Source organism: Amycolatopsis sp. cg13, from assembly GCF_041346965.1.
Taxonomy (GTDB): Bacteria; Actinomycetota; Actinomycetes; order Mycobacteriales; family Pseudonocardiaceae; genus Amycolatopsis.
In genome coordinates this window covers 2,557,303-2,581,916 of record NZ_CP166848.1, presented here as the reverse complement: position 1 = coordinate 2,581,916, position 24,614 = coordinate 2,557,303, and the positions used below count along the sequence as shown (strand labels likewise).

The following is a 24,614-nucleotide window of genomic DNA, read 5'->3' as shown; positions in this document are numbered from 1 at the left end:
CCGGGCCGGGTCCGTGAGGGGAACCCTGAGGGAATCAGAGTCCCTCAGGGTTCCCCTCACGGCATCTCTGGGCCATTCGCTCAGGACAGTAGTTCCGCGAGCCGCTCCGTATCGCGCAAGTACTGCTCATACGGAAAACCCGCCTTCAGCAAGGCCTCGCGGAACTCGTCCCGGAGCGGCTTCCCCGTGTCATGGAAGGCGGCACGGCCCGCGTCAGTCAGCGTGACCAGCCGTCGTCGGGCGTGCTCGGGGTCTTGGCGCACCTGCACGAGCCCGGCCGATTCCAGCGGGCGCAGCGCGCGGCTGATCGCCGGGTCGGAGACCGACATCGCCTGCGCCAGCTGATGCTGCGTCGCGGGTTCGATGTCTTCCACTGTGCCCAGCAATCGCAGCTGGCTGTACGTCAATCCGCCTGAGCCGTCCGCGCGCTGCCGCGCGGCTTCGCCCAGCAGGTACACCACTCGATGCAGCGCTTCGGCAAGTCCGTCGTCCACGAGGGCGAGCCTACCAGGAGTGTTGACGAGTTAATATTAACTATGCAAGACTCATCGGCATGGAGATCCCTTACGCAGCTCAGACCCTGTTCCCCCTGATCTGGCCGCTGATCGCGGTCGTCGGTGCGGTGCTCCGCACCCGGAAGAGCCCTTCGCCGCGGGCCAGGCTCGAAACCTGGCAGCGGTGGTGGGCCGTCGCCGCGCTCGGGTGCGGCAGCCTGTGGATGGTCCTCGCGTTCCTCGGCGCGCCGGGCGTGATGGCCGAGACCATCGGATTCGCCCCGTCGGCGTTCCAGTTCGAGATCGCGTTCGCCAACCTCGGGCTCGCGGTGATGGGCTTCCGCGCCGCCTCGGCCTCGGCCACCGTGCGGGAGCGCATCACCGTCGGCCTCGGGGCCGGGATGTTCCTGTGGGGCGCGCTGATCGGGCACGGGTACCAGTGGTTCGCGAACGGCGACCACGCGCCGGGCAACACCGGCGGCGTCCTGGTCTGCGACCTGCTCTTCCCGGCGGTGCTGATCGTCCTCGCGGTCCGTTCGAAGCGGCTGGCCGCGGCCAAGCAGCCGGAGCTGGTCTAGCCGACCTGCGCGGCTCGGCGGCGGGGTTTAGTTTCGACGCCGTGGCAAGACTCAGTGTGGTCCGATTCGGACTGGTCGCGGGGCTGGTCGTGCTCGCGGCCGGGGCAGTGGCGCTCAGCGCGGCGGTGTCGGCGTGGTGGTGGTTCCTGGCGGCGCCGTTGCTGGTGCTCGCGGCGACCGGGATGTACGACGTGACCCAGCGGCGGCATTCGGTGCTGCGGAACTATCCGGTGCTCGGGCACCTGCGGTTCCTGCTCGAAAGCATCCGGCCGGAATTGCAGCAGTACTTCGTGGAACGCAACTTCGACGGCCGTCCGTACGACCGGGACGTCCGGTCCATTGTTTATCAACGCGCCAAGGGCACGGCCGCGGAAGAACCATTCGGCACCGAGCGCGACGTATACGCCGAGGGATACGAATTCCTCGTCCCGTCACTCGCGCCGGTGCCAGTTCCGGATACCGTGCCGCGAGTCCGCGTCGGCGGTCCGGACTGCACGCGGCCGTACGAGATGGCTTTGCTGAATGTGTCCGCGATGAGCTTTGGCTCCTTGTCCAGCAACGCAATCCTCGCGCTGAACCAGGGCGCCGCCCGCGGCGGTTTCGCCCACGACACCGGCGAAGGCGGGCTGTCGGAGTACCACCTTCGCGGCGGCGGCGACCTGATCTGGGAGATCGGCACCGGGTACTTCGGCTGCCGGACCTCCGACGGCGATTTCGATCCCTCGACTTTTTCCGACAAAGCTGCGCACGATTCGGTGAAATGCGTTTCGCTCAAGCTTTCGCAAGGCGCGAAGCCCGGGATGGGCGGGGTGCTGCCGGGTACTAAGGTGAATGCGGAAATCGCCCGGGTGCGGGAGGTTCCGTTGGGGGAGACCGTGGTTTCCCCGCCGTATCACCGAGTGTTCTCTACGCCGCGTGAACTGGTGCTGTTCATTGCCCGGATGCGCGAGCTGGCTGGCGGCAAGCCGACCGGATTCAAGCTGTGTGTCGGTTCGCGGGTGCAGGTGCTGGCGGTGTGCAAGGCGATGCTGGCCGAAGGGATTACGCCGGACTTCATTGTGGTCGACGGTGCCGAGGGCGGTACCGGTGCCGCTCCGCTGGAGTTCGCGGACCACCTTGGCACGCCGCTCACCGAGGGCCTGCACACTGTCCACAATGCACTGGTCGGTACCGGGTTGCGGGACCGGATCAAGCTCGGGGCGAGCGGGAAGGTCGCCACTGGGGCGGATGTGGTGAAGCGGCTGATCCAGGGCGCGGACTACACGAACGCGGCGCGGGCGATGATGTTCGCGGTCGGGTGCATCCAGTCGCAGCGATGCCATACGAACAAGTGCCCGGTAGGTGTCGCGACGCAGGACCCGCGCCGGGGGCGGGCGCTGGACGTCGGGGACAAGACCGAGCGAGTGCGGCGCTACCAGGAGGCTACGGTCGCTTCGGCGATGCGCATCATGGCTGCGATGGGGGTTTCGGATCCGGCGGAGCTGTCGCCGCAGTTGCTGCGACGGCGGGTTGATGCGCGGACGGTGCTGTCGTATGGGGAGTGGTACGACTGGTTGTCGCCGGGGGAGTTGCTGGCGGGACCGCCGAAGGGCTGGGCGGAGGAGTGGGCAGCGGCCGATCCGGACCGGTTCGCCTGAGGGAGCCTTGATTCGAGTGGGTACGGTCGATGCGTGATCGCTGGTGAGCAGCCGGGCTTGGACGAGATCGAAGCGCATTTCGCGGCGCTTCTCGACGGGCGGATGACTCGTGACGCGGTGGACCGCTGGGCGGGCCGGTGGCTGACCGACGACGGGCTTTCGCGGGATGAGCTGAGTCTCTGGGCCTTGGATCTCCTCTGCGGAATCGATCTGCCTCGTGGGCCCGATGGCGGCTATCTGCATGACGACAGCCAGATCCGGGAGTGGCTGGCCGAGCTGAGGAGACGGCGCGCCAGGTGACTCGCGGCCGGTCTCCGCAGGTGTGGTCCGGGGTTGCCGGACGCGGGCAGCCGGCGCTCCCGCTCGGTTGACGTGCGGTTCACCGCAAGTGGCGTGCGCCGGACCCGCTGATGGCCGAGCGGATGCACGGCCGGGCGGGGGTCTCGGGCAGGGGCCGTCCGGTGGTCCACTGGCGATTCGCCGTCCGATCGGGCACGATCGGCAATCGTGGCTTCGGGAGACGGGCAGGACGCGGGCGACCTCGAGGTGTCCGTCCGGTGGCGGGGACCGGCCGCGGTCGTGACCGTGGGCGGCGAGATCGATCTGGTCACCGCGCCGGAACTCGGCGAGTTCGTCGGCGGGGTGCTCGAGCGCGAGCCCGGCGTGCTGGTCGTGGACCTGCGCGCGGTCGACTTCCTCAGCTCGTCCGGGCTGCAGGTGCTGGCCGGCGCGCACCGCCAGCTCGACGCGGGGGCGTTGCGGGTGGTGAGCACGTCCTCGATCACCTCGCGGCCGTTCACGACCACCGGACTCGACGAGTGGATCTCGCTGTTCCCCTCGGTCGACCAGGCGCTGGCCGGGGTGGCCGGAGCGGGCGGTTGACGATGGACGTGCAGGAGGACACCCGCGCACTGAGCTGTCACGGGATCGTCGCGGAACCGGGGGCGTTGCGCGCGTTGCGGCACCGGTTGCTGGCGTGGGCGCTGGAGTCGGGCATTCCGGACGATCGCGCGCACGACATCGTGCTGGCCGGGTACGAGGCGCTGGCGAACGTCGCGGATCACGCGTATCCGGGCGAGCCCGGGCTGGTGGACCTCGACGCGGTGTGCCGGCCGGACAGCGTCGAGGTCGTGATCGCGGACCACGGGGAGTGGCGTCCGCCGGACGAGGCCGAGGACGACCCGGTTTCGGTGCGCGGACGCGGGTTGCTGCTGGTGCAGGCGACGGCGGATCGGGCCGACGTGCGGACCGGCGCGGACGGCACGGTGGTCACGTTGGGATGGCAGCTGGACTGAGGACCGGTTTCGGCGCGCGGCCCGGTGCGGCGGCGGCCCGGAACTCAGCTCACCGGTTCGGCGGCGCGCCGCCGCAGCAGGTACCGCTGCACCTTTCCGCTCGGGTTGCGCGGCAGGTCCGGGATGAACTCCACCCGTCGCGGGTATTTGTACGGCGCGGCAAGGGATTTCGCGAAGTCCTGCAGTTCCTTCACCTTCGCGTCGTCGCCGAGGACACCTTCGTTGAGGACCACATAGGCCGCGACGATCGAGCCGCGCGCGTCGTCCGGGGCGGCGACCACCGCGCACTCCAGCACGTCGGGATGGCGCAGCAGCACCTCTTCCACCTCGGGACCGGCGATGTTGTAGCCGGACGAGACGATCATGTCGTCGCTGCGGGCGCGGTAGTGGAAGTAGCCGTCGGAGTCGCGGACGTAGGTGTCGCCGGTCAGGTTCCAGCCGTCCTCGACGAAGACGGTCTGCCGGTCGTCGGCGAGGTAGCGGCATCCGGTCGGGCCTTGGACGGCCAGGCGGCCGGGGGTGCCGTCGGGGACGGGGCGGCCTTCGTCGTCGACGACTTGCGCGCGGTAGCCGGGAACGGCGCGGCCGGTGGCTCCCGGGCGGGCGTCCTCGTCGGCGGCGGAGATGAAGACGTGCAGCATTTCGGTGCTGCCGATGCCGTCGATGAGCCAGTGGCCGGTCGCCTCGTGGAAGTCGGTCGCGACGGATTCGGGCAGCGCCTCGCCCGCCGACACCGCGCGGCGCAAGCCGGACAGCAGCGGGCGGCGGTCGGACGCCAGGATCGCCCGGTACGCGGTGGGCGCGGTGAACAGGACGGTCACGTTGTGCTCGGCGACGAGGTCGGCCAACTCGGCTGGTGTGGCGCGTTCGATGAGCAGCGTCGCGGCGCCGGCGTGCAGCGGGAAGACCAGCAGCCCGCCGAGTCCGAAAGTGAACGCGAGAGGGGGAGTGCCGCAGAACAGGTCGGTTTCCCGGGGTTTGACCAGGTGCCGGGAGAACGTGTCGGCGATGGCGAGCAGGTCGCGGTGGAAATGCATGGTCGCCTTGGGACGACCGGTGGTGCCCGAGGTGAAGGCGAGGAGGGCGACGTCGTCCGCGGCGGTGTCGATGTCCTCGAAGCTCTCGGGGCGGGTCGCGCAGCGGGCGGCAAGATCGTCGGGAGCGTCGCCGCCGTAGGGGATCAGGGGGAGCTCGAAGGACTGCAGTTCTTCGGGGTACCGGTGGTCGCAGAGGGCGATGACGGGCGTGCTGGCTTCGATGATTTTCGACAGCTCGTGCGCGCGCAACATCGGCATAGTGGCGACGGCGACCGCGCCCGCTTTCAGGACGCCGAGCCAGCACGCGGCGAGCCACGGGGTGTTCGGTCCGCGCAGCAGCACGCGGTTCCCCGGCACGACGCCTTGTGCGGTGAGTTCATGGGCGATCTGGTTGGCGCGGGTCAGAACCTCGCCGTAGGACCAGGATTCGGCAGGGGACAGCAGCGCGGGACGGTCGGCTCCCCAGCGCGCGATCGTGTCGTCGAGCAGGCGAGTGGCCGCGTTGAGCCGATCGGGGTACTGCAGTTCGGGCAGGTCGAACCACAACCGCGGCCACTGCTCGAACGGCGGGAGGTGGTCCCGGCAGAACGTGTCGACATGCGCACTCGGCTGGAGCTGCACCACGTGCCCCCATTTCGGACGACGGCCATTCACGCGTCCAGCTACTGTAATACGTTTTACGACCGTCAGGAAGACGCAACATCGGACGGCGCTCGCGGGGGCACGGAGCGCAGTCGGGACGAGGTTGGTGGGGGTTGCCGAGTGTTCCGGAGTGGGGTTGGTGCGGGCTTCCTGCGGAGCGGTGCGGTGGTCCGGTGTGGAGTTGCTGCGGAGCGGTGCGGTGGGCAGGCGCGGGGGTGATGAGTCGGCGAGCGAAACCTGCGGTGCGGGCGCTTTGGGCCGGGAGCACGGCGGCTGGGCGACCGTCGGTCGGGGGCGCTCGCGGAAGGTGCCGGAGTGGACTATGTCGTCGGTGCGGCCGCGGCGGAGTAGGCCCAGTAGGTCAGGAGCGGAGCTGCTCGCGGAATTCGGCGATGCGCCCGCGGAGGAGGCTGTCGAAGTCCTCGGCCGTCGTGTCGACCGCGGCGATGACACGTTTGAGCCGCTCGAGGTGGTCCGGGCGGGCGTGCCAGTGGGTCGACGGGATGCGCATCGTCGCCGCCAAGAGATCGCCGGGGTAGAGGTCGCCTTCGCGGAGGGGGTCCTCCTCCAGCATCGCCAGCGCCCGCGGCACGAAGATCGGCGCGCCGACGTTCTGGCCGAGCAGGAGGCGCAGGTCCTCGGCGGTGAGCAGGCCGATGGGCTTGCGCCGCAAGCGATGCACGGTTTCGATCAGCCGGGTCGCGTCGGCGGGCGGGTCTCCCCAGTCGGAGTTTTCGATCTGCTCCAGCGATCGGGCGGACCGGTCGGCATGTCGGGACCTGGGGTCGTCACCTCCTTCCGCCGAGGATTTTCGCATCGGAGCGGCAGCGAGAAGTCCGTGAGGGGAACCCTGAGGGAATCAGAGTCCCTCAGGGTTCCCCTCACGGAACGAAGTTGCTCAGGCGTGGGCGTCCAGGTAGGCGGGATCCGGCGGAGGGATCGGGACATCCGGTTGCCCGGCCAGGAGTTGGTTCATCGCGGCGAAGTACGGCGGTGCGGCGACTGTGCCACCGAACGCGCCGTGGCCGCAGTTGCCCAGGTGCACTGGGGTGCCGGGGCAGATTTCCTGGGGGTGGGGGCCGTCGGCGAAGACCATGGAGGACACGGCGTAGTGGTCGACTCCGCCGACGAACGCGACGGATTCGCTTTCCTGCGTGGTTCCGGTCTTGCCGATGTCCGGGTGGGTCCAGCCGGCCGACTGGGCCGCGCGGGCGGACGTGCCGACGGTGGTGTCCTGGCTCAGCCCGGCCTCCAGCGTGTTCGCGACGCCGGGCGGGATGACCTGTTCGCACGCCTGCTGGTGCAGCGAAACCGGCTGGCCGTGGCGATCGGTGACGGACAGGATCGGGTTGGGCGGGCACCACATGCCGCCGCTCATCAGGGTTGCCGAGACGTTCGCCATTTCCAGCGGGCTCACCGGGCTGTTGCCGAGGGTGAAGGACAGCAGGTTCTGGAAGTACTGCGACTGCGGTTCGTTGTATTGCGGGTTTTTCGACCGCGGGTCGGACGGGTCGGTGATCGGCTTGCTGCCCGCGTCGTTGGTCGCCATGGTGTTGCGCAGGCCCAGTTTCCGCGCCATGTCCAGCACCGCGGGCATGCCCACTTGCGCCTCCAGGCCGACGAACGCGACGTTCGGCGAGGTGGCCAAGCCGGTTGCGAGCGAGATCGGGTTCGGGTAGCTCGTGCCGTCGTTGCTCACCGGATAGCAGTGCGTGTACCGGTTCATGTTGGGCGGGTTGAAACAGTCGCTGAACGGGTTCGTCAGCGGCGTGTTCAAGCCCGCTTTCCCGGTGACCATCGCGGCGGCCGAGGTGAAGATCTTGAACGACGAGCCCGCGCCGAACTTGTTGCTCGCGTCGGCCACGATGTTCGTCGACGTCTCGCCCTGGTCGGGATCGGTGCCGTAGTTGCGGTTCGCGACCATCGCGAGGACCTGGTGCCCGTCGCTGCCGGGCTGCACGATCGCGAAGGTGTTCGCGACGCCGTCCTGAGTGGTCGGCACGTTCGCGTTCACCGCGTCCTTCGTCACCTGGCTCACGTGCGGGTCCATTGTGGTCTTCACCGTGTACCCGCCGGTGTCGATCTGGTCGGCGGTGAGCCCGGATTGCACGAGATACCGCACCGCGTACGCGCAGAAGAACCCGGCGTCCGGGGCCGCGCCGAGGCAGGTGCTCGACGGCGCTTGCGGCCGCGAACCGCTGAGGCCCAGCGGAGTCGCCTTCGCGGTCGCGCCGTAGGACGCCGGGATCGAGCGCGCGGACACCATCGAATCGATCACCAGATTGCGCCGTTGGAGCGCCTTGTCCGGATGCGTGTACGGGTTGTAGACGTTGGGGTTGTTCACCATCCCGGCCAGCAGCGCGGCCTGCGGCACGGTCAGTTTGTCCGCTGTCGTCCCGAAATACGCCTGTGCGGCGGCTCCGACGCCGTAGACGGTGCCGGTGTACTCGACCGCGTTCAGGTAGTCGGCCAGGATGTCGTCCTTCGACACGGTCTGGCTCAGCTGCACGGCGATCTTCGCCTCGCGCAGCTTGCGCGCCAGCGAATCCTCCTGATCCCGTTGCTGCGCCGCCTTGTTGTTGCGGTCCACGACGTTCACGAGGTAGTTCTTCACGTATTGCTGCGTGAGCGTGGACGCGCCCTGCAGATTCCCGCCGGAACTGTTGTGCACCGCGGCGCGGAGCATGCCCTGCGGGTCGACGCCGCCCTCGCTGTAGAAGCGGCGGTCTTCGATGTCGACGATCGCGGCTTTCATCGCCGGGGAGATCTGCGCGGGAGTGACCGGAATGCGGTACTGCGCGTACAAAGTCGCGATCGTCCCGCCGTTCCGGTCGGTGACCGTGGTGACGAGCGGCGGCTCCGCGTGCACTAGATCGGCGGAAATGGAGTCGACGGAATCGCTCACTTGGTTGGACAGCACGCCGGCTCCGATCGCGACCGGCGCCAGCGCGCCCGCGACGAGAATCCCGGCCAGCACGCACAATCCGAGGAACGGGGCTATCCCCCTGCGACGAGACACGGTTCTCACGTTATGCCTGTCCTCGTGAGAAACCGGTGTGCGGACGAGGGTGTTTCATCGAGCCAACCTTCCGAGCAGAGCCGAAGCGACCGCGATCGCCGCTGCGGTCGCACCCACTAAGACGCCGAAATCCGCCCAAAGGTTCGCTGGGGTGCCGATCAAGAGTCCCCGCAAGGCATCGACTTGGTAACTGAGCGGGTTCGCGTGGCTGAGCACCTTGAGCCAGGACGGCATCAGGTTCACCGGATAGAGCGCGTTGGACCCGAAAAACAGCGGCATCGTGATCGCCTGGCCGATGCCCATCAGCCGTTCGCGCGAAAGCACCAAACCGGCGATAACGATCGAAAGACAGCAGAAAAAGGCCGAACCGAGCACAACGGCCGCCGCGGTGCCCAGCAGCCGCAACGGATTCGCGGTGAGCCCGACGCCGAGCAGCGCGGCGAGAATCACCACGATGAGCGCCTGCACGAGCGCGCGCACTCCGGCGGCGAACGCCTTGCCCGCCACCAGCGCGGCGCGCGGTGTGGGCGTGACGAGCAGCTTCGCGAGGACTCCCGCGTCGCGCTCCCAGATGATCTGGATGCCGTAGAAGATGGAGATGAACAACGCGGACTGGGCGAGGATGCCGGGCGCGAGATAGTCGAGGTACGGCACGGATCCGGTCGGGATCGCGCGCAGCCGGGTGAACGTTTCGCCGAAGATGAGCAGCCACAGCGCGGGCTGGATCGCGCGGGTGAGCAGTTCGGTCTGGTCGCGGCGGAGTTTCTGCAGTTCCACCAGGCACATCGCGCCGATCCGGGCGAACAGCACGCGCAGCTGTCCCAGCGGGCCGGGGTCAGCCGAGACGGCGGGCGGTGCGGCGAGCGGCACGGACATCGCGGATCCCTCCTGTGTCGAGCGCGTTCCCGGTGACGGTCCGGAAGACGTCGTCCAAAGTGGACTCCGGGCCGAGCCCGGCTTCGAGATCGGCCGGGGTGCCGAGCGCGCGGATCCGGCCGGTGTGCATCAGCGCGACGCGGTCGCAGTACTGCTCTGCCTCGTCCATGTAGTGGGTCGTGACGAGCACCGTCATCCCGGTTTTGGAGCGGATCTCGGAAATCCGCTCCCAGACCGCCGAACGCGCCACCGGGTCGAGGCCGATGGTCGGCTCGTCGAGAATCAGCAGCCGGGGCGAGCTGACCAGCGCCTGCGCCAGTTCCAGGCGCCGGATCATGCCGCCGGAGTACCGCGCGGCCGGACGGTCCGCCTCGCTCTCCAGCCCGACGAGTTCGAGCGCCTCGCGCACTTGCGAAGCGCGTTGAGCCCGTGGGACGTCGAAGAGCCGGGCGAACAGCGACACGTTCTCGCGGCCGGTGAGCGCGCCGTCGGCGGAAAGCTGTTGCGGGACATAACCGATCAGCCTGCGGACGGCCATCCGGCGGCGGGCGACGTCGAGTCCGAACACGCTGATGCGGTCCGCGGAAACGGGCAGCAGCGTCGTGATCATCCGGATCGTGGTGGTTTTCCCGGCTCCGTTCGGGCCGAGAAGACCGAAGACCTCGCCGGCTTCGATGGCGAGATCCACGCCGTCGACCGCGACGGTGGTGCCGAAGGCGTGCCGCAAGCCAGTGCAGCGGACAGCCGGTTCGCTCATGCCGTCGCCTCCTTGAGGAGTTTCACGCTGATTGCCTGGGCGGCGACGGCATGAATAGCAATGATTCGCTTGCAAGCTGCGCTCATGTGTCCTCCTTGAGCACCGCAGTGAGCCGTTCGAGAGCGGGCAGTGCGGCGACGATCGCCGAGGTGTCCTCTTCGGACAGTTGGGTGAGCGCGGCGGAAACCAGGCCGATGCGAGTGCGTCGCCAGGCCGCCATCCGGTCCCGGGCCGCGTCGGTGAGCTGCAGCCGCGCGGCCCGGCGGTCGGCTGGGTCGACTTCGCGGCGCAGCAGGCCGGCGTCGGTGAGCACGTTCACGAGCGTGCTCACCGAATTCCCAGCCAGGCTCAGTTCCCGGGCCGCCGCCGCGACGCCGATGCCCGGATTCCGGTGCACGACGCGCAGCAGTTCCACCTGCGAGCCCGGCAGATGCGGTCCGGGCAGTTCGGCGCGCACCCGGCGGCGCACGACCCGGCGTACGCCCAGCACGGCGGTGAGAACGCGTTCGGCGAGGTCGATCCGGGGTGCGGGCATGCCGCCAACTTAGCTCTGACTCAGAGTCATTAGCAACGCTAAATGTCCCGTTCGCCGGAAGCCTGCCGTTTCATCCCTGTCGCAGGAGCAGGGCGACGCCCAGCGCGATCATCGTCGCCGCGATCACGCCGTCCAGGATCCGCCAGGCCGCGGGGCGGGCGAAGACGTCGGACAGCCGCCGCGCGCCGAGGCCGAGGGCGCTGAACCAGACCGCGCTCGCGGCCACCGCGCCGATGCCGAACAGCCAGCGGCTGTCGCCGTGCCCGGCCGCGACGGAGCCGACGAGGAGAACGGTGTCGAGGTAGACGTGCGGGTTGAGCCAGGTGAGCGCGAGGCAGGTGAGGAGCGTGCGCTTCGGCGAGGTCAGGTCGGCGGGGGAGACGGTCAGCGTGCCCGGGCGGAAGGCGCGGCACGCGGCGAGGATCCCGTACCCCACAAGGAAGAGCCCGCCGACGATTGCGATCACTTTGATCCCGGACGGCCACCGCTGCAGTACCGCCCCGATCCCGCTCACTCCGGCGGCGATGAGGACCGCGTCGGACAGCGTGCACACGAGAATCACCGGAACGACGAGGCCGCCGCGCAGTCCTTGGCGGAGCACGAAGGCGTTCTGCGCGCCGATGGCGACGATGAGGGACATGCCGGTGCCGAATCCGGCGGTGAGAGCAGCGATCACCCCGCCGACGTTAAGAGCGGGAGCGAGCATTAATCCAGGTAAAGATTCTGAACTAAGATAAGCGATCGTGATGTCCGATCTTCCGCTCGACCAGGTCCGCACCTTGCTCGCGGTGGTGGACGAGCAGTCGTTCGACCGCGCCGCGGCGGTGCTGCACGTGACGCCGCCCGCGGTGAGCCAGCGGGTGAAAGCGCTGGAACAGCGGATCGGCCGGGTGCTCGTGCTGCGGTCGAAACCCGTGCGGCTCACCGAATCCGGAGAGGTGCTGGTGCGGTTCGCGCGGCAGCTGACCCGGCTCGAAGCGGACACGCGCGCGGAACTCGGCCTCGGCGGTCCCGGCGTGGCGACGACGCTGCCGATCGCGGTCAACGCGGACTCGCTGGCCACCTGGTTCCTGTCCGCCCTCGAAGAGGTCCCCGCCGAGCCGCCGGTCTCATTCGACCTGCGCAGCGACGACCAGGACCACACCGCCGCCCTGTTGCGCGAGGGGCTGGTGATGGCCGCGATCACGGCGACGCCGCAGCCGGTGCAGGGCTGCACGGTCAGCCGTCTCGGCACGATGCGGTACCACGCGGTGGCGTCGGCGGAATTCGTGCGGCGCTGGCTGGACGGCGGCCCGCTGGCGGAGCGGCTCCCCGCCGCGCCCGCGGTCCTGTTCGACCGGAAAGACGATCTGCAGGACCGGTTCCTGCGTCGCTTGACCCGGCGCAAGCTGCCGAGCCGGGTCCGGCACTACATCCCGGCGTCGGTGTCCTTTGTGGACGCGGTGGCCGCCGGGCTGGGCTGGGGAATGGTGCCGGACCTGCAGCTGTCCGGACGGGAACTGGTCGATCTCGCGCCGGACCGGGCGGTGGACGTGGCGTTGTACTGGCAGCAGTGGAAGCTCGACTCGCCGTCGCTGGCCGCGGTGGCGGAGGCGGTGGGACGGGCGGCTGGGCGCGCGCTCGGACCGTGACCGCGGATCGGCAGACAGAACCCGTCCGGACGGGGCATGCTGTGCGCGGGCTTTGCGAAGGAAAGGGACTCCAGTGACGGAACCGGCCACCGCCGAGGCGATCGACCGGCTGAGCGACGACTGGCGGCTGGACGAGGCCGAGGAACTGGGCCGCCAGGCGGTGCGGGACTTCCCGGACGACCCGGCGCGGTGGATCGCGCTGGGCAAGGTGCAGTTGATCCAGTATCGCCGGGAAGAGGCGCTGGAATCCTTCGAACGCGCGGTGCGCTGCCCGCGGTCTCCGGCGCTGGCGGTTGCCTGGCAGGTGGCGGCGTTGAGCCAGCTTCGCCGGTTCGAAGCGGCTGCGGAAGCAGCTGGAGCTGGGCTGGTCCGGTTCCCGGATGACGCCGAGATCCTGTCCGCGCGGGCGCGGGTGTGCTGCGACCAAGAGGACTGGGCAGGCGCGCTGCCGTGGTTCGAACGGGCTTTGGCGGCCGATCCCGGACGCGTGGACACGAAGCGCTGGCGAGTGATGGTGCTGGCTTCGCTGAAACGTTACGAGGACGCGGAGGCGGCGGGCCGGCAGGCGATCGAGCGGCATCCGGGAGAGCCGGATCCGCTGACGACGATGGGCTGGCTGGAGGACGAACGCGACCGCGACGAGGCAGCGCTGGCTTGGTGCGAGCGGGCGCTGGAGGTCGATCCCCGGAGCGAGTGGGCGTTGCGGTTGCGGGTGAACACCCTCTCCAGCTTGGGCCGGGCTGACGAGGCGGAGGACGCGGCCAAGGCGGCGCTCGACCTGCGTCCTCGCGAGCCGCGGCTGTGGCTCGCCAGAGGCTGGGCGGCTGAGGAGGGCGACCGCGGCGAGGAGGCGCTGACCTGGTTCGGACGGGCGCTGGAGATCGCGCCGCGGCACGGCGGGGCGCTCTGGTGGCGAGTGCGGAGGCTGCGGCTGCTGGAGCGGTTCGGCGAAGCCGAGGCCGCGCTGCGAGAGGCGCTCGAAATCCGGCCGGACGATCCTGACCTGCTGACGGAGGGCAGCGCGCTTGCCGAGGACCAGTCTCGGATCGAGGAGGCGCTGGACTGGATCGGCCGCGCACTGGCGGTCGAGCCGCGGAACAAGGCCGCGTTGCTGTCGCGGCTGAGCCTGCTGCGGAAGCTGCGGCGGTTCGCCGAGGCAGCGGCAGCCGCACAGGAAGGAGCCGGCCAGTACCCGGACGACGTGGGTTTCCTGCTGCAGGCGAGCGAGACGGCCGAGGACCGCTACCGCTTCGATGAGGCGTTGAGCTGGGCGGAACGGGCGAGCGCGGTCGACCCCGGAGACGTCGATGCCTTGGAAGGCCGGATCTTCGCGCTTCGGCGGCTGCGGCGGTTCGAAGCGGCCGAGGAAGTCGCGCGGGAGGCTGCCGACCGGTACCCGGAGGACCCCGGCCGCTGGGTGACCTTCGGCTGGGTCGCCGGAGACCTGCTCCGGCACGAGGAGGCTCTCGGCCGGTACGACCGGGCGCTGGAGCTGGATCCGGAGCACGGGGTCGCGCTGCAGTCGAAGATCGAGGCGCTGCGGGCGCTGCGTCGTTTCCCCGAGGCCGAAGCGGTCGCGAAGGCCGCGCTCGGCCGCGGTCCCGAAGACCCGGGACTGCTGGTGCAGCGCGGCTGGATCCGTGTTGACCAGTACGAGTACGAGCAGGCGCTGGAGTGGTTCCAGCGGGCCGCGGACCTCGAGCCGGGGCACGCCTGGGCCTGGCGGTCGAGGCTGACGGCCTTGGCTTCGCTGCGGCGGTACGACCAGGCCGAAGCGGTGTTCGAAGAAGCGGTCCGGCACTGCCCGGACGAACCGGGCGTGCTGATGGAACGGGTGTGGCTGGCGACCGGCCGGTTTCGGTTCGAGGAGTCGCTGGAGTGGTGCGGACGGGTGCTGGACCTCGATCCCGAATACCGGCCCGCGCTGGCCGAGCGAGTGGCCTCGCTGCGCCGGTTGCGCCGGTTCGAGGAGGCCGAAGCGGCGGCGGAGGAGGCGATCGGGCGACGGCCGGACGAACCGGGGCTCCTGGTGCAGCGAGGCTGGGTGCAGCACGACCAAGGCCGGTACGAGGAAGCGCTGGGGTGGTTTCGCCGGGCGCAGGAGGTCGAGCCGGGATACGCCTGGGCGTTGCTGGCCGAATCGTCGGTGTGCTCCGGGCTCCGGCGGTTCGAGGAGGCGAAGGCCTGCGCGCGGGCGGTGCTCGATCGGGAGCCGGACAACGTGGCCGCCTTGACGCGGATGGCGGCGCTCTGCCGCGGCCGGGAGAACGTCCCGGAGGCGATCCGGTGGTACGAGCGAGCGCTGGAAGTCGATCCGCGGGATGCCGCGGCGCTGCGACTGCGCGCGGACGCGCTGCGCCGGCTGCGGAGGTTCGGCGAAGCCCGCGCGGCGCTCGCCGAAGCGGTCGCGCTCCGGCCGGACGAACCCGGGCTGCTGGTGGAACGGGCGTTCGTGCTGGACGAGGAGGGGCATTTCGAACCGGCTCTCGACAGCCTCCGGCAAGCCCTCGACGTGGATCCGCTCGACGAGGAGGCGCTGGAATGGCGGGTGATCGCGCTGCGGTATCGCGGCCGCTTCGAGGAGGCCGAAGCGGCGGCGAAGGAAGCGGTCGACCGGCGTCCGGACGAGCCGGATCTGCTCGTCGAGAGGGGTTTGCTCCACGACGGGCAGCTCAAGTACGAGGAGAGCCTCGCGTGGTTCGACCGGGCGCTGCGGATCGATCCGTTCCTCGTCGACGCGATCACCGGACGGTCTGCCGCGCTCCGGTCGCTGCGCCGGTTCGACGAGGCTGAGCGCGGCGTCGCCGAGGCGCTGGAGCGGATGCCGTGGAACCGGTCGCTGCGGGAGGAACTCGTCTGGATTTACCACGACAGCCGTCGGCTGGACGAAGCCGGCCAGCAGCTCGCGCTGCTGCGGGCCGACGCGAGGGATTCCAGCGAGGAAGCCGAAACCGCGGCGCAATCGGGCTGGATCCGGTTCGCGGCAGGGGATTACCCGGCCGCGGAAGAGCGGTTCCGCATTGCTTGCGAGAAGGAACCGGACAGTGCCGACTATGAGTTCGGGCTCGCCTGGTGCCTGGTTCGGCAGGCTACGCCGCAGCGTCGCGACGAAGCCGAGAAGCTGTGTTTTTCCGTGCTGGAAAAGGACAAGCAGTATTACGCCGCGCACACCTGCCTCGGGGTCCTGAACTACCAGCGGCGGCAGTTCGCGCAGGCGGAACAGCATTTCCGCCGTGCGATCGAATTGGATCACCATCACGCCAGCTACGTCGATCTCGGCGCGCTTTACTCGCAGCTCGGCCGGTTCGACGAGGCGGAAACCCACCTCAACGCGGCGCTGGAACGCGATTGGTTCGACGCGCAGGCGCACGTCGAACTCGGATATCTCCATCTGCAGCGGGGAATCGACGATCCGGCGGGCAAACCCAGTGCCGGCGCCGCGCGGCATTTCCGGCAGGCGCGGCAGATCGATCCGGCCAACGGGAGCGCGAGTCTCGGGCTCGCGGTCGCGCTGATGCGGTCGGCTGGGGATTTTGTCGAGGGCGAGGACGTGCTGCAGCAAGCGTTGCGCCGCAACGACTGTGACCTGCCGCGGTGGCAGTTGCTGGTGGCAGTGGCCAAATTGCTCATCGAACGCGGCGACGCGACCCAGGGCAGGCAGTTCCACGCCGACGCGCTCGCTCGCGCGCAAGAGGCGATTTCTCTTGCCTCGAACGAAGCTGAGCCGTATTTCGTCGCCGCGGTCGCGCGGTACAAGCTGGCCGAATCCGCCGGGGATTTCCCGGCGAAGCCGATGCAGCGGCGCAAGGCGATCCGTGATCTGCGGCGGTGCGTGAAACTCGATCCGGGGAACGTCGAGGCGCAGCGCAGCCTGCAGATCATGGAGGAAAGCCTGCGGATCACGCGGAGCAGCACGGCGGGCAGCGTCATCGTGGTGGCCGTCGGGATCGCCGCGCTGATCGCGTTGTGGGTCGCGTTCTTCTTGTCCGACAAGATCACCGGCGTCATGCTGACGACGCTCACGCCGGTGCTCGTCGGGCTCATGGTCGTGGGACTGGTGCTGCCGTTCCTGATCCGGCTGAAGCTCCCCGGCGGGGTCGAGGCGGACCTGAGCGCGAGCATCCGCCAAATCTCGTCCGGCCCGACCGGCGAGGAAACCTTCGGACCGGGCCGGTTCAGCGTTACGGCGGCGGCGTCGAGTCCTGGACCGCAGGGGCAGTTGGCCAGGCTTTGAGCTATCCCTGGGTGATCGGCCAGAGGTCGTCGTTGAGGAGCCGCTTCACGATCTTCCCCGTAGCATTCCGCGGAAGCTCCGGTACGAAGTAGACATCGCGCGGCACCGCGAACCGGGCGAGTTTCTGGTGGATGTAGTGCCGGACGTCCTCGGCATGCATGCGCGCGCCGTGGCGGAGCACGACATACGCGGCAAGGCGCTGGCCGAACTCGTCGTCCGGAACACCGACCACAGCCGCGTCGGAAACACCGGGCAGCGCGGCCAAAGCCTCCTCGACCGGACGCGGGAACACGTTCTCGCCGCCGGACACGATCATCTCGTCGGCCCGCCCGGTCACGAACAGCCGCCCGGACGCGTCCTGGTAGCCGACGTCGCCGGTGGCCATCAGGTCGTGGGCGCGCGGGACGCTGGAACCGTTGGTGTAGCCGTCGAAGAGCATGTCGTTGCCGACGAAGATCTGGCCCTCGTCGCCGGGCGGGACCGGGCGGCGGTCCTCGTCCAGGATCGCGACCTGGGTGCCGGGCGGGCAGCGGCCGGCGGACGTCGGCGCGGCGCGCAGGTCCGCCGGGTCGGCGATGCTCGCCCACGACACCTCGGTGGAGCCGTAGAAGTTGTAGAGGACGTCGCCGAAGGTGTCCATGAACGACGTCACGAACGCGCCCGGCATCGCCGACCCGCTGCTCGCCACGATCCGCAGCGACGACAGGTCGTACCGGTTGCGCACGCGTTCGGGCAGGTCGAGGATCCGCTGCAGCATGATCGGCACCGCGAACAGCGCGTCGCAGCGGTGTTCGGCGATCGTGCGCAGCGTGTGCTCCGCGTCGAATCGGCGGATCAGCGACAGTTCCGCCCGCAGCGCCATGCCGAGCTGCATCGCGGCCAGTCCCCAGCTGTGGAACAGCGGGGCGGCCACGGCGATCTTGTCCCTGGCCCGCAACGGGATTCGCGACAAAACGGTCGCCGACGTGCTCACGCCCTTCGGCGTCGGACGGCGCGCGCCTTTCGGCGCACCGGTGGTGCCCGAGGTCAGCACGACGATCCGGCCTTCGCGTTCGCTCGGCTTCGGCCGCGTCGTGGGCGCGTCCTGAAGCAGCTCGTCCAGCGTGCGGTAGCCCTGATCGGCGTCGTCCCACGTGCTCACGCGCGGGAATTCGCCGGGCACTGACGCGATGATCGGCGCGAACTCGTCGTCGGCGAGGACCGCGGCAGGCGGGTGTTGCGTCAGCACTTCTTCGACGGCGGCGGGGGAGAGGCCGGTGTTGAGCAAGACAACGTCGACGCCGAGCTTGCTGCATCCGACGAACGCCTCGATCATCGCCGCGTGGTTGCGGCACATCAGCGCGACCCGCGAACCGGCCTCCACGTCGAGCGCGGCCAGTGCGTTGGCCAGCTGGTTGCTGCGTTCGTCGATCTCGCCGAAGGTGCGGGAGTTGCGCTCGTCGTGCACCGCGACGTCGTCCGCGCCGCGGGCGGTCGCGGCGAGGTATCCGCCGGCCAGAGTCGCGCCCCAGCGGGCGAACGAACTGAGCTGCTTGACCACTTTGTCCGGCCGTCCGGCGGCCAGCACACCCGCGCGGACCAGCGTGTTCGCCGTGCGCAGCGCAGTCGCCGGCTCGTGCTCCGGCGGGTCGCCCGGCAGGCCGGACAGCTGTTGCCCGATCCGTTTCGACAGCTGCTTGAGCAGGCCTTTCACCGTCCCGCGCGCGAGCAGGCCGGAGTGTTCCGGCGGCAGCGACGGGAGCATCATCCGCAGCACGATCTCGGTGCCGCCGCGCGGGACCGGGCGCAGTTCGACCGACACCCAGGTCCGCTCGTCCGGCAGCCCGCACCAGACGACGTGCTCGCCCGGCCGGTACACCGCCGCGTGGATGGTGCCCTCGACCATGGTCTCCCGGTCCGGGGCCAGCCGGATCAGGCAGTGCGGGCCGCGGCCGCGTTCGGCGGGCACGGTGACCTCGCACCAGCTGATCGCCGGGACGAACCTCGGGTACAGCTCCGGGGTGCCGACGATCTGCCACACCTGTTCGGGCGAGTGCCCGACCACCGCACTCGCCTCGACTACATCGTCTCGCATCGCGATCCGCCTCGCCGCCGCACGCGTGTGGGCTCCCCGGTCCTTCCCGGACGCGTGTTCAGGTTGCGGGGACGCTACCAGGCAAGAGAGGCCTGGGGTACTCCGAAAGACCGGAAATCCAACCAGGTGGGAATTTTCTTGCGGCGTTTTCTTCGCCGGCAACGGGCGCGACCGGGCGGGTTCCGGCGCCCCGGACATAATGGGCCGGGTGGAGCAACTGGTCGAGGAATACGGGCCCAGCTGGGACCCGGGCCCGTACGAACGGGGCACCGACGGACCGCGCGTGATCCTGGTCGGAGCGGACACGTCGCCGACCGGGCTGCGGGCGACGGCCTACGGCGGCGGCCTCGCGCGGAGGCAGCGCGCGCGGCTGGTCGTGGTGTACGTGGCCGCGCCGACGGTGTGGACCGGGCTCGCCGCGGCCGCGGTCGTCGACGTGCAGCAGCAGACCTTCGAGGAGGAGATCGAGCAGCTGCGCGCGGAACTGCGCGACCGGGCGGCCGACCTGCAGGTGCCGGTCACGTTCGTGGTCCGCCGCGGCGAGACGTTCCCCGAACTGCGCCAGGCCGCGCAGGAGGTGAACGCGGACATGGTCGTGGTCGGCGCGTCCGAACAGGGCGGGCACCGGCTCGTCGGCTCGGTCGGCAACCGGCTCGTGCGCGCCGCGACCTGGCCCGTCGTGGTGGTGCCGTAGGGCTCGTGAGCGGCAGTGCCGGTTCTAACCGGCATAACCACGCACGAGGCTCCGACCAGGTGGAGGCGCAGTGGATTTCGTCGAGGTCGTCGCGCGCTTGCGGGCCGCCGGATGTGTCTTCGCCGAGGACGAGGCCCGGCTTCTGCTGGGCCAATCGGGCGATCTGGCCGGGATGGTCGAGCGGAGGGTCGCCGGCGAACCGCTGGAGTACGTCCTCGGCTGGGCGGAATTCGCCGGTCGCCGGTTCGTCGTCGCGCCGGGCGTCTTCGTGCCCCGGCACCGCACCGAACTGCTCGTGCGGCTGGCCGTCGGGTTCGCGCACGACAAAGCAGTGGTGCTCGATCTGTGCTGTGGTTCCGGTGCACTGGGCGCAACGGTCGCGGCTGAGCTGCCCGGGATCGAACTGTACGCGGCGGACGTCGAGCCCGCCGCGGTCGACTGCGCTCGGCTGAACGTGCCTGGTGAGGTCTACCAAGGCGATCTCTACGCCCCGCTTCCGTCCAGTTTGCGCGGCCGGGTCGACGTGCTGATCGCGAACGTCCCGTACGTCCCGACCGGCGACGTCGCGCTCATGCCGCCCGAGGCGCGCGACCACGAACCCCGCGTCGCGCTCGACGGGGGAGCCGACGGTCTCGACGTGCTCCGTCGTGTCGTCGCCGAGGCTCCGACGTGGCTCGTGCCGGGCGGGCACGTGCTTTTCGAGGCCAGCGAACGCCAATCGGCCGCCGCTGTCGCCGAGGTGCGCCGGGCCGGGCTGGCCGCATCCGTGGAAGAAGATGACGAACTAGGCGCAACAGTCGTGGTGGGACTGCGCGAACACTGAGCGGCGAACCGGATTCGCCCGCTTTCCGTACTGCGTGCGGCCGGTGGGGACGTCTAGGGTCGACGCATGAAGGTCGGCCTGCTCACCCGGGAGTATCCGCCGGACGTGTACGGGGGAGCGGGGGTGCACGTCGAGTTCCTGGCACGGGAACTGCGGTCGCTGGTCGACCTTGACGTGCACTGCTGGGGCCCCGACCGCCCGGACGGCGCGCACGGGCACCGCGACGCGCACGGGTACGCCCAGCCCGCGTTCGCCACGATGGACATCGCGGTCTCGATGGCCGACGCGCTCGCCGGCCACGATCTCGCGCACAGTCATACCTGGTACGCGAACCTCGGCGGCCATCTGGCGAAGCTCGCGCACGGCATCCCGCACGTCATCACCGCGCATTCGCTCGAACCCCTGCGGCCGTGGAAAGCCGAGCAGCTCGGCGGCGGCTACCGCGTGTCGTCGTGGATCGAGCGCGACGCTTACGAGGCGGCGGACGCGATCATCGCGGTCAGCTCGGGAATGCGGCGCGACGTGCTCGCCGCGTACCCGAACGTCGACCCGGCGCGGGTGCACGTGGTGCGCAACGGCATCGACACCGAGCTATACCAACCCGATCCCGGCACCGATGTGCTCGAGAAGCACGGCATCGATCCGAACCGGCCGTACGCGTTGTTCGTCGGACGGATCACGCGGCAGAAGGGCGTGCCGCATCTCGTGCGCGCCGGGGCCGCCTTGGCCGAAGACGTGCAGCTGATCCTGTGTGCGGGCGGCGCGGACACGCCGGAGCTGGACGCGGAGTTCCGCGGGCTTGTCGCGGACCTGCAGGAAAAGCGGTCCGGCGTGCACTGGATCCCGGAAATGCTGCCGCGCACCGAAGTCGTCCAGCTGCTGACGCACGCGCTGGTGTTCGTGTGCCCGTCGGTTTACGAGCCGCTCGGCATCGTGAACCTGGAGGCGATGGCGTGCGGCACCGCGGTCGTCGCCAGCGACGTCGGCGGCATCCCGGAGGTGGTCGCCGACGGCGAGACCGGGGTGCTGGTGCATTACGACGAGAACGAGCCCGGCGCTTTCGAGGCCGGGCTCGCGCGCGGGATCAACGACCTCGCCGCCGATCGGGACCGAGCCACCCGGCTGGGCCTCGCCGGGCGGGACCGCGCGGTGGGAGAGTTCGGCTGGGCAGCGATCGCCGCCGCGACGGTCGGGGTTTACGAGGCGTGCGGGAGGGTTTCGTGATCGACGGATCCGATGTGCTGGGAATCGTCCTCGCCGGCGGCGAGGGCAAACGGCTGATGCCGCTGACCACCGACCGCGCGAAACCCGCGGTCCCGTTCGGCGGCGTGCACCGGCTGATCGACTTCGTGCTGTCCAACCTGGTGCACGGCGGGATCCGCCGGATCTGCGTGCTGACGCAGTACAAATCGCATTCGCTGGACCGGCACATCTCGACGACGTGGCGGCTGTCGTCGCTGACCGGCGAGTACGTCACGCCGGTGCCCGCGCAGCAGCGGCTCGGCCCGCGCTGGTTCCAGGGCAGCGCGGACGCCATCCACCAGAGCCTGAATCTGGTGCACGACGAATCGCCCGCGTACATCGCGGTGTTCGGCGCGGACAACATCTACCGGATGGACCCGCGGCAGATGATCGACGCGCACATCGCGTCCGGCGCGGGCGTGACGGTCGCCGGAATCCGCGTGCCGCGCGCGGAGGCCCGTTCGTTCGGCGTGATCAGCACCGAGGACGGGACGAAGATCGACGCGTTCCTGGAGAAGCCCGAGGACCCGCCGGGCCTGCCGGATTCGCCGGACGAATCGTATGTGTCGATGGGCAATTACGTCTTCACGACGCAGGTGATGCTCGACGCGCTGCACGCGGACGCCAAGAACCCGGCGTCCAAACACGACATGGGCCGCGACATCATCCCGGCGCTGGTGGAGAAATCCGAGGCCGCGGTTTACGACTTCAACGGCAATGTGGTGCCCGGCGAAACCGGCCGGGACCACGGCTACTGGCGCGACGTCGGAACGATCGACAGCTATTACGACGCGCACACCGACCTGATCTCAACGCAGCCGATTTTCAACCTGTACAACCGGAAATGGCCGATCCTGGCCCATCCCGGCCAGCGCGCGGCGGCTAAGTTCGTGGAGGGCGGCACGGCGACCCAGTCGATCGTCAGCAACGGCTGCATCATTTCCGGTGCGCAGGTGGTGGATTCGGTGCTGTCGCCGGACGTCTTCATCGAGAACGGCGCTGTGGTGCAGGGTTCGGTGCTGCTGGACGGTGCGCGAGTCGGCCGCGGTGCGGTGGTGCGGCGGGCGATCCTGGACAAGAACGTCGTTGTGCCGCCGGGTGCGCACATCGGGGTGGATCTGGCTCGCGACCGCGGGCACTACCATGTGAGCGATTTCGGGATTGTGGTTCTGGGCAAGGGAGAAACCGCGATCTAGCGGACGGGTTTCGCTGCCCTGTTGTCCCGACAGTCAGGCACATTCGGTCAGTGAATGAAACGCGGCCCGGTTCTGTCCTGCCGTGCCTGCCCCGCGACGTTAAAGTCGCGCATCCGGCAGGCACTGCGCAAAGGACTCCCGCACCGTGAACCACGAGACCTCGTTCAACCCGGCACTCGGCTTCAGTTCCGCCGGATTGGCGGTCACGGTGCTCGCTATCGTCGCGCTGTGGCTGGTGTTCGCCAAGGCGGGATACCCCGGGTGGGCGGCGATCATCCCGATCTACAACGTCTACGTCTGGCTGAAGGTCGCCGGCCGTTCCGGGTGGTGGCTGCTCCTGCTGCTGGTCCCGCTGGTCAATCTCGTGGTCGTGATCGTCGTGTCGCTCGACATCGCCAGGGCGTTCGGCAAGAGCGGCGTCTTCGGGTTCTTCGGCCTGTTCGTGTTCTCGATCATCGGCTACCTGATCCTGGGCTTCGGCCGGTCCCAGTACACCGCGCCCGGCCCCCGATGACGAACCCGGTTCAGCCCAGCGCGGCGACGGCGCGCGCGATGACGTCGGAAGGGCTCGGCTGCCCGGCGATCTCCTTGCGCACCTCGGCGGCGGCCGCGGCGAACGAATCCTCTTCGAGCAGTTGCCGCACCAGCTTCCCCAGCGTCTCGACGTCCACAGTAGACGGATCGTGGCTCAGCCCGACGCCCCGCTCGACCACCCGCTCCGCCGACATCGGATTGTCCGCGAAACTGGGCAGCACCAGTTGCGGCACTCCGTAGAACAGCGGCGCGGCAGTAGTTCCGGATCCGCCGTGATGCACAATCGCCGAACACTCCGGCAAGAACACCGACAGCGGCAAATACCCCACCGAGCGGACGTTCTCCGGAAGCTCGCCCAGTTCGCTCACATCAGCGGTGCCCGCCGCGAGAATGACCTCGACGTCCATCCCGCCGAGCGCGTCCAGCACCACCTTGAGGCTGCTGATCCCCGACATCGCCGGCACGACCGTGCCCAGCGTGACCGCCACCCGAGGCCGTTCCGGCTTCCGCAGCGCCCACTCCGGCAGCACCGACCCGCCGTTGTAGGGCACGAACTGCATCGGCCACCACGGCGCGCCGTCGCGTTCGTCGGCGGGCTCCTCGTCCTCGCGCAGGCCGCCCATGCTCGGCGCGCGCGGGTCGATCCGGGCGATGACGTTCACCGGCGCGTCCCCGATGCCGAGCTTCTCGCGCATCAGCGTGACGAGGTCGCTGTCCAGGAAGTCGGCGTGCTCGGTGCGCCACGAGAGGTCCCGGGCCGACCACGAGATCCGGTTGCCGACCTCGAGCGCGGGCACGCCGAGCGCGGCCGCGGCGAGGGCGCCGGTGCCGTGGTCGGACGGGTAGACGACGAGGTCCGCGCCGAATGCCCGGCCCGCTTCGATGGTGCCCGCCGTCATGGCGGCGGTGAAGAGCCCGAACGGACCCTGGTGCTGCCGCGCGATCCGGTATTCCTCGGGTTCGTCCGGATCCGGCGCGGCGCCGTCCTTGACGGTGGCCAGCAGGTCGGTCCAGATGTCGCGGCCGGGGAACACGTCGACGACCGGCAGCCCGGCGCGCGCGGACACCTCGGCGATCTCGGCGCTGGTGGCCAGCAGCACGTCGTGCCCGGCGGCGCGGGCGGCCCAGACGACCGGGATCAGCGGCAGCGTGAGCCCGTACCCGGGCGCGGACGCGAACAGGATCTTCACCTCCTCGAGACTGCCAGAACCGTGATGCTCCCCGCATCCCGGTTTCTGTTTCCGCACACCGGTAACGCGCGGGCCCGTCGCGGCGACACATCCGCAGATCGTCACTTCCGGAAAGGCCCGGTCCCC

Annotated in this window: 22 protein-coding genes; 12 read left to right on the top strand and 10 right to left on the bottom strand. The window is 69.7% G+C overall.

Features of this window, described 5'->3' with window-relative positions:
• Positions 1-80 precede the first annotated feature (80 nt).
• The gene (locus tag AB5I40_RS11595; RefSeq protein ID WP_116206158.1) at positions 81-494 is read right to left on the bottom strand and encodes a MarR family winged helix-turn-helix transcriptional regulator; all 414 of its coding nucleotides are present in this window, start codon (positions 492-494) and stop codon (positions 81-83) included.
• A 59-nt stretch (positions 495-553) separates the two neighbouring features.
• Here AB5I40_RS11595 and AB5I40_RS11590 point away from each other — a divergent pair, with 59 nt between their 5' ends.
• From AB5I40_RS11590 to AB5I40_RS11570, 5 genes are all read left to right on the top strand, one after another.
• Positions 554-1,072, top strand: a complete 519-nt coding sequence (locus tag AB5I40_RS11590; protein WP_370938483.1) for a DUF6790 family protein — start codon at positions 554-556, stop codon at positions 1,070-1,072.
• A gap of 41 nt (positions 1,073-1,113) precedes the next feature.
• Positions 1,114-2,709: an FMN-binding glutamate synthase family protein gene (locus tag AB5I40_RS11585; RefSeq protein ID WP_370938482.1), complete on the top strand. Its 1,596-nt coding sequence runs from the start codon at positions 1,114-1,116 to the stop codon at positions 2,707-2,709.
• 57 nt (positions 2,710-2,766) lie between these two features.
• On the top strand, positions 2,767-3,009 hold the full coding sequence (locus tag AB5I40_RS11580; RefSeq protein ID WP_370938481.1) for a hypothetical protein: 243 nt from the start codon (positions 2,767-2,769) through the stop codon (positions 3,007-3,009).
• A gap of 207 nt (positions 3,010-3,216) precedes the next feature.
• Positions 3,217-3,591: an STAS domain-containing protein gene (locus AB5I40_RS11575; protein ID WP_370938480.1), complete on the top strand. Its 375-nt coding sequence runs from the start codon at positions 3,217-3,219 to the stop codon at positions 3,589-3,591.
• 2 nt (positions 3,592-3,593) lie between these two features.
• Positions 3,594-4,004, top strand: a complete 411-nt coding sequence (locus AB5I40_RS11570; protein WP_370940497.1) for an ATP-binding protein — start codon at positions 3,594-3,596, stop codon at positions 4,002-4,004.
• A 44-nt stretch (positions 4,005-4,048) separates the two neighbouring features.
• Here the strand turns inward: AB5I40_RS11570 and AB5I40_RS11565 are convergent, their stop codons facing one another.
• The 7 genes from AB5I40_RS11565 to AB5I40_RS11535 form a co-directional block, all read right to left on the bottom strand.
• Positions 4,049-5,662 (bottom strand): AMP-binding protein, encoded by a 1,614-nt coding sequence (locus AB5I40_RS11565; RefSeq protein ID WP_370940496.1) that lies wholly within the window; start codon positions 5,660-5,662, stop codon positions 4,049-4,051.
• A 382-nt stretch (positions 5,663-6,044) separates the two neighbouring features.
• Positions 6,045-6,500, bottom strand: coding sequence for a contact-dependent growth inhibition system immunity protein (locus AB5I40_RS11560; protein ID WP_370938479.1), 456 nt, complete (start codon positions 6,498-6,500; stop codon positions 6,045-6,047).
• Between the two features lie 81 nt (positions 6,501-6,581).
• The gene (locus AB5I40_RS11555) at positions 6,582-8,711 is read right to left on the bottom strand and encodes a transglycosylase domain-containing protein (protein WP_370938478.1); all 2,130 of its coding nucleotides are present in this window, start codon (positions 8,709-8,711) and stop codon (positions 6,582-6,584) included.
• Positions 8,712-8,756: 45 nt separating this feature from the next.
• Positions 8,757-9,578: an ABC transporter permease gene (locus AB5I40_RS11550; protein ID WP_370938477.1), complete on the bottom strand. Its 822-nt coding sequence runs from the start codon at positions 9,576-9,578 to the stop codon at positions 8,757-8,759.
• A complete protein-coding gene (locus AB5I40_RS11545) occupies positions 9,538-10,335 on the bottom strand; it encodes an ABC transporter ATP-binding protein (protein WP_370938476.1) in 798 nt (265 codons plus the stop codon). Before AB5I40_RS11545 ends, AB5I40_RS11550 begins: the two co-directional genes overlap by 41 nt.
• Positions 10,336-10,417: 82 nt before the next feature.
• Complete coding sequence (locus tag AB5I40_RS11540; RefSeq protein ID WP_370938475.1) at positions 10,418-10,870, bottom strand: MarR family winged helix-turn-helix transcriptional regulator; 453 nt, start codon at positions 10,868-10,870, stop codon at positions 10,418-10,420.
• Positions 10,871-10,940: 70 nt separating this feature from the next.
• Positions 10,941-11,576: a LysE/ArgO family amino acid transporter gene (locus tag AB5I40_RS11535; RefSeq protein WP_370938474.1), complete on the bottom strand. Its 636-nt coding sequence runs from the start codon at positions 11,574-11,576 to the stop codon at positions 10,941-10,943.
• Positions 11,577-11,616: 40 nt separating this feature from the next.
• On the opposite strand from AB5I40_RS11535, the gene AB5I40_RS11530 reads away from it, so the two are divergent.
• Together AB5I40_RS11530 and AB5I40_RS11525 are read left to right on the top strand one after the other, a co-directional pair.
• Positions 11,617-12,501 carry a LysR family transcriptional regulator ArgP gene (locus AB5I40_RS11530; RefSeq protein WP_370938473.1) on the top strand — a complete coding sequence of 295 codons (885 nt, stop codon included), beginning with the start codon at positions 11,617-11,619 and terminating at the stop codon, positions 12,499-12,501.
• Between the two features lie 73 nt (positions 12,502-12,574).
• Positions 12,575-16,735, top strand: a complete 4,161-nt coding sequence (locus AB5I40_RS11525; protein ID WP_370938472.1) for a tetratricopeptide repeat protein — start codon at positions 12,575-12,577, stop codon at positions 16,733-16,735.
• Position 16,736: 1 nt separating this feature from the next.
• Here AB5I40_RS11525 and AB5I40_RS11520 read toward each other — a convergent pair whose 3' ends face one another.
• On the bottom strand, positions 16,737-18,809 hold the full coding sequence (locus AB5I40_RS11520) for an AMP-binding protein (protein ID WP_370938471.1): 2,073 nt from the start codon (positions 18,807-18,809) through the stop codon (positions 16,737-16,739).
• A 208-nt stretch (positions 18,810-19,017) separates the two neighbouring features.
• Here AB5I40_RS11520 and AB5I40_RS11515 point away from each other — a divergent pair, with 208 nt between their 5' ends.
• The 5 genes from AB5I40_RS11515 to AB5I40_RS11495 all read left to right on the top strand — a co-directional run bounded on the left by AB5I40_RS11515 (position 19,018) and on the right by AB5I40_RS11495 (position 23,278).
• Positions 19,018-19,503, top strand: a complete 486-nt coding sequence (locus AB5I40_RS11515; RefSeq protein WP_199841133.1) for a universal stress protein — start codon at positions 19,018-19,020, stop codon at positions 19,501-19,503.
• 70 nt (positions 19,504-19,573) lie between these two features.
• Positions 19,574-20,326 carry a putative protein N(5)-glutamine methyltransferase gene (locus AB5I40_RS11510; RefSeq protein WP_370938470.1) on the top strand — a complete coding sequence of 251 codons (753 nt, stop codon included), beginning with the start codon at positions 19,574-19,576 and terminating at the stop codon, positions 20,324-20,326.
• 66 nt (positions 20,327-20,392) lie between these two features.
• Positions 20,393-21,550 (top strand): glycogen synthase, encoded by a 1,158-nt coding sequence (gene glgA, locus AB5I40_RS11505; protein ID WP_370938469.1) that lies wholly within the window; start codon positions 20,393-20,395, stop codon positions 21,548-21,550.
• Positions 21,547-22,764, top strand: coding sequence for a glucose-1-phosphate adenylyltransferase (gene glgC / locus AB5I40_RS11500; RefSeq protein ID WP_370938468.1), 1,218 nt, complete (start codon positions 21,547-21,549; stop codon positions 22,762-22,764). The genes glgA and glgC overlap by 4 nt, the downstream gene beginning before the upstream one ends.
• A 145-nt stretch (positions 22,765-22,909) precedes the next feature.
• Positions 22,910-23,278 (top strand): DUF5684 domain-containing protein, encoded by a 369-nt coding sequence (locus tag AB5I40_RS11495; protein WP_370938467.1) that lies wholly within the window; start codon positions 22,910-22,912, stop codon positions 23,276-23,278.
• Positions 23,279-23,288: 10 nt separating this feature from the next.
• Here the strand turns inward: AB5I40_RS11495 and AB5I40_RS11490 are convergent, their stop codons facing one another.
• Positions 23,289-24,488, bottom strand: a complete 1,200-nt coding sequence (locus AB5I40_RS11490) for a glycosyltransferase (protein WP_370938466.1) — start codon at positions 24,486-24,488, stop codon at positions 23,289-23,291.
• Positions 24,489-24,614 lie beyond the last annotated feature (126 nt).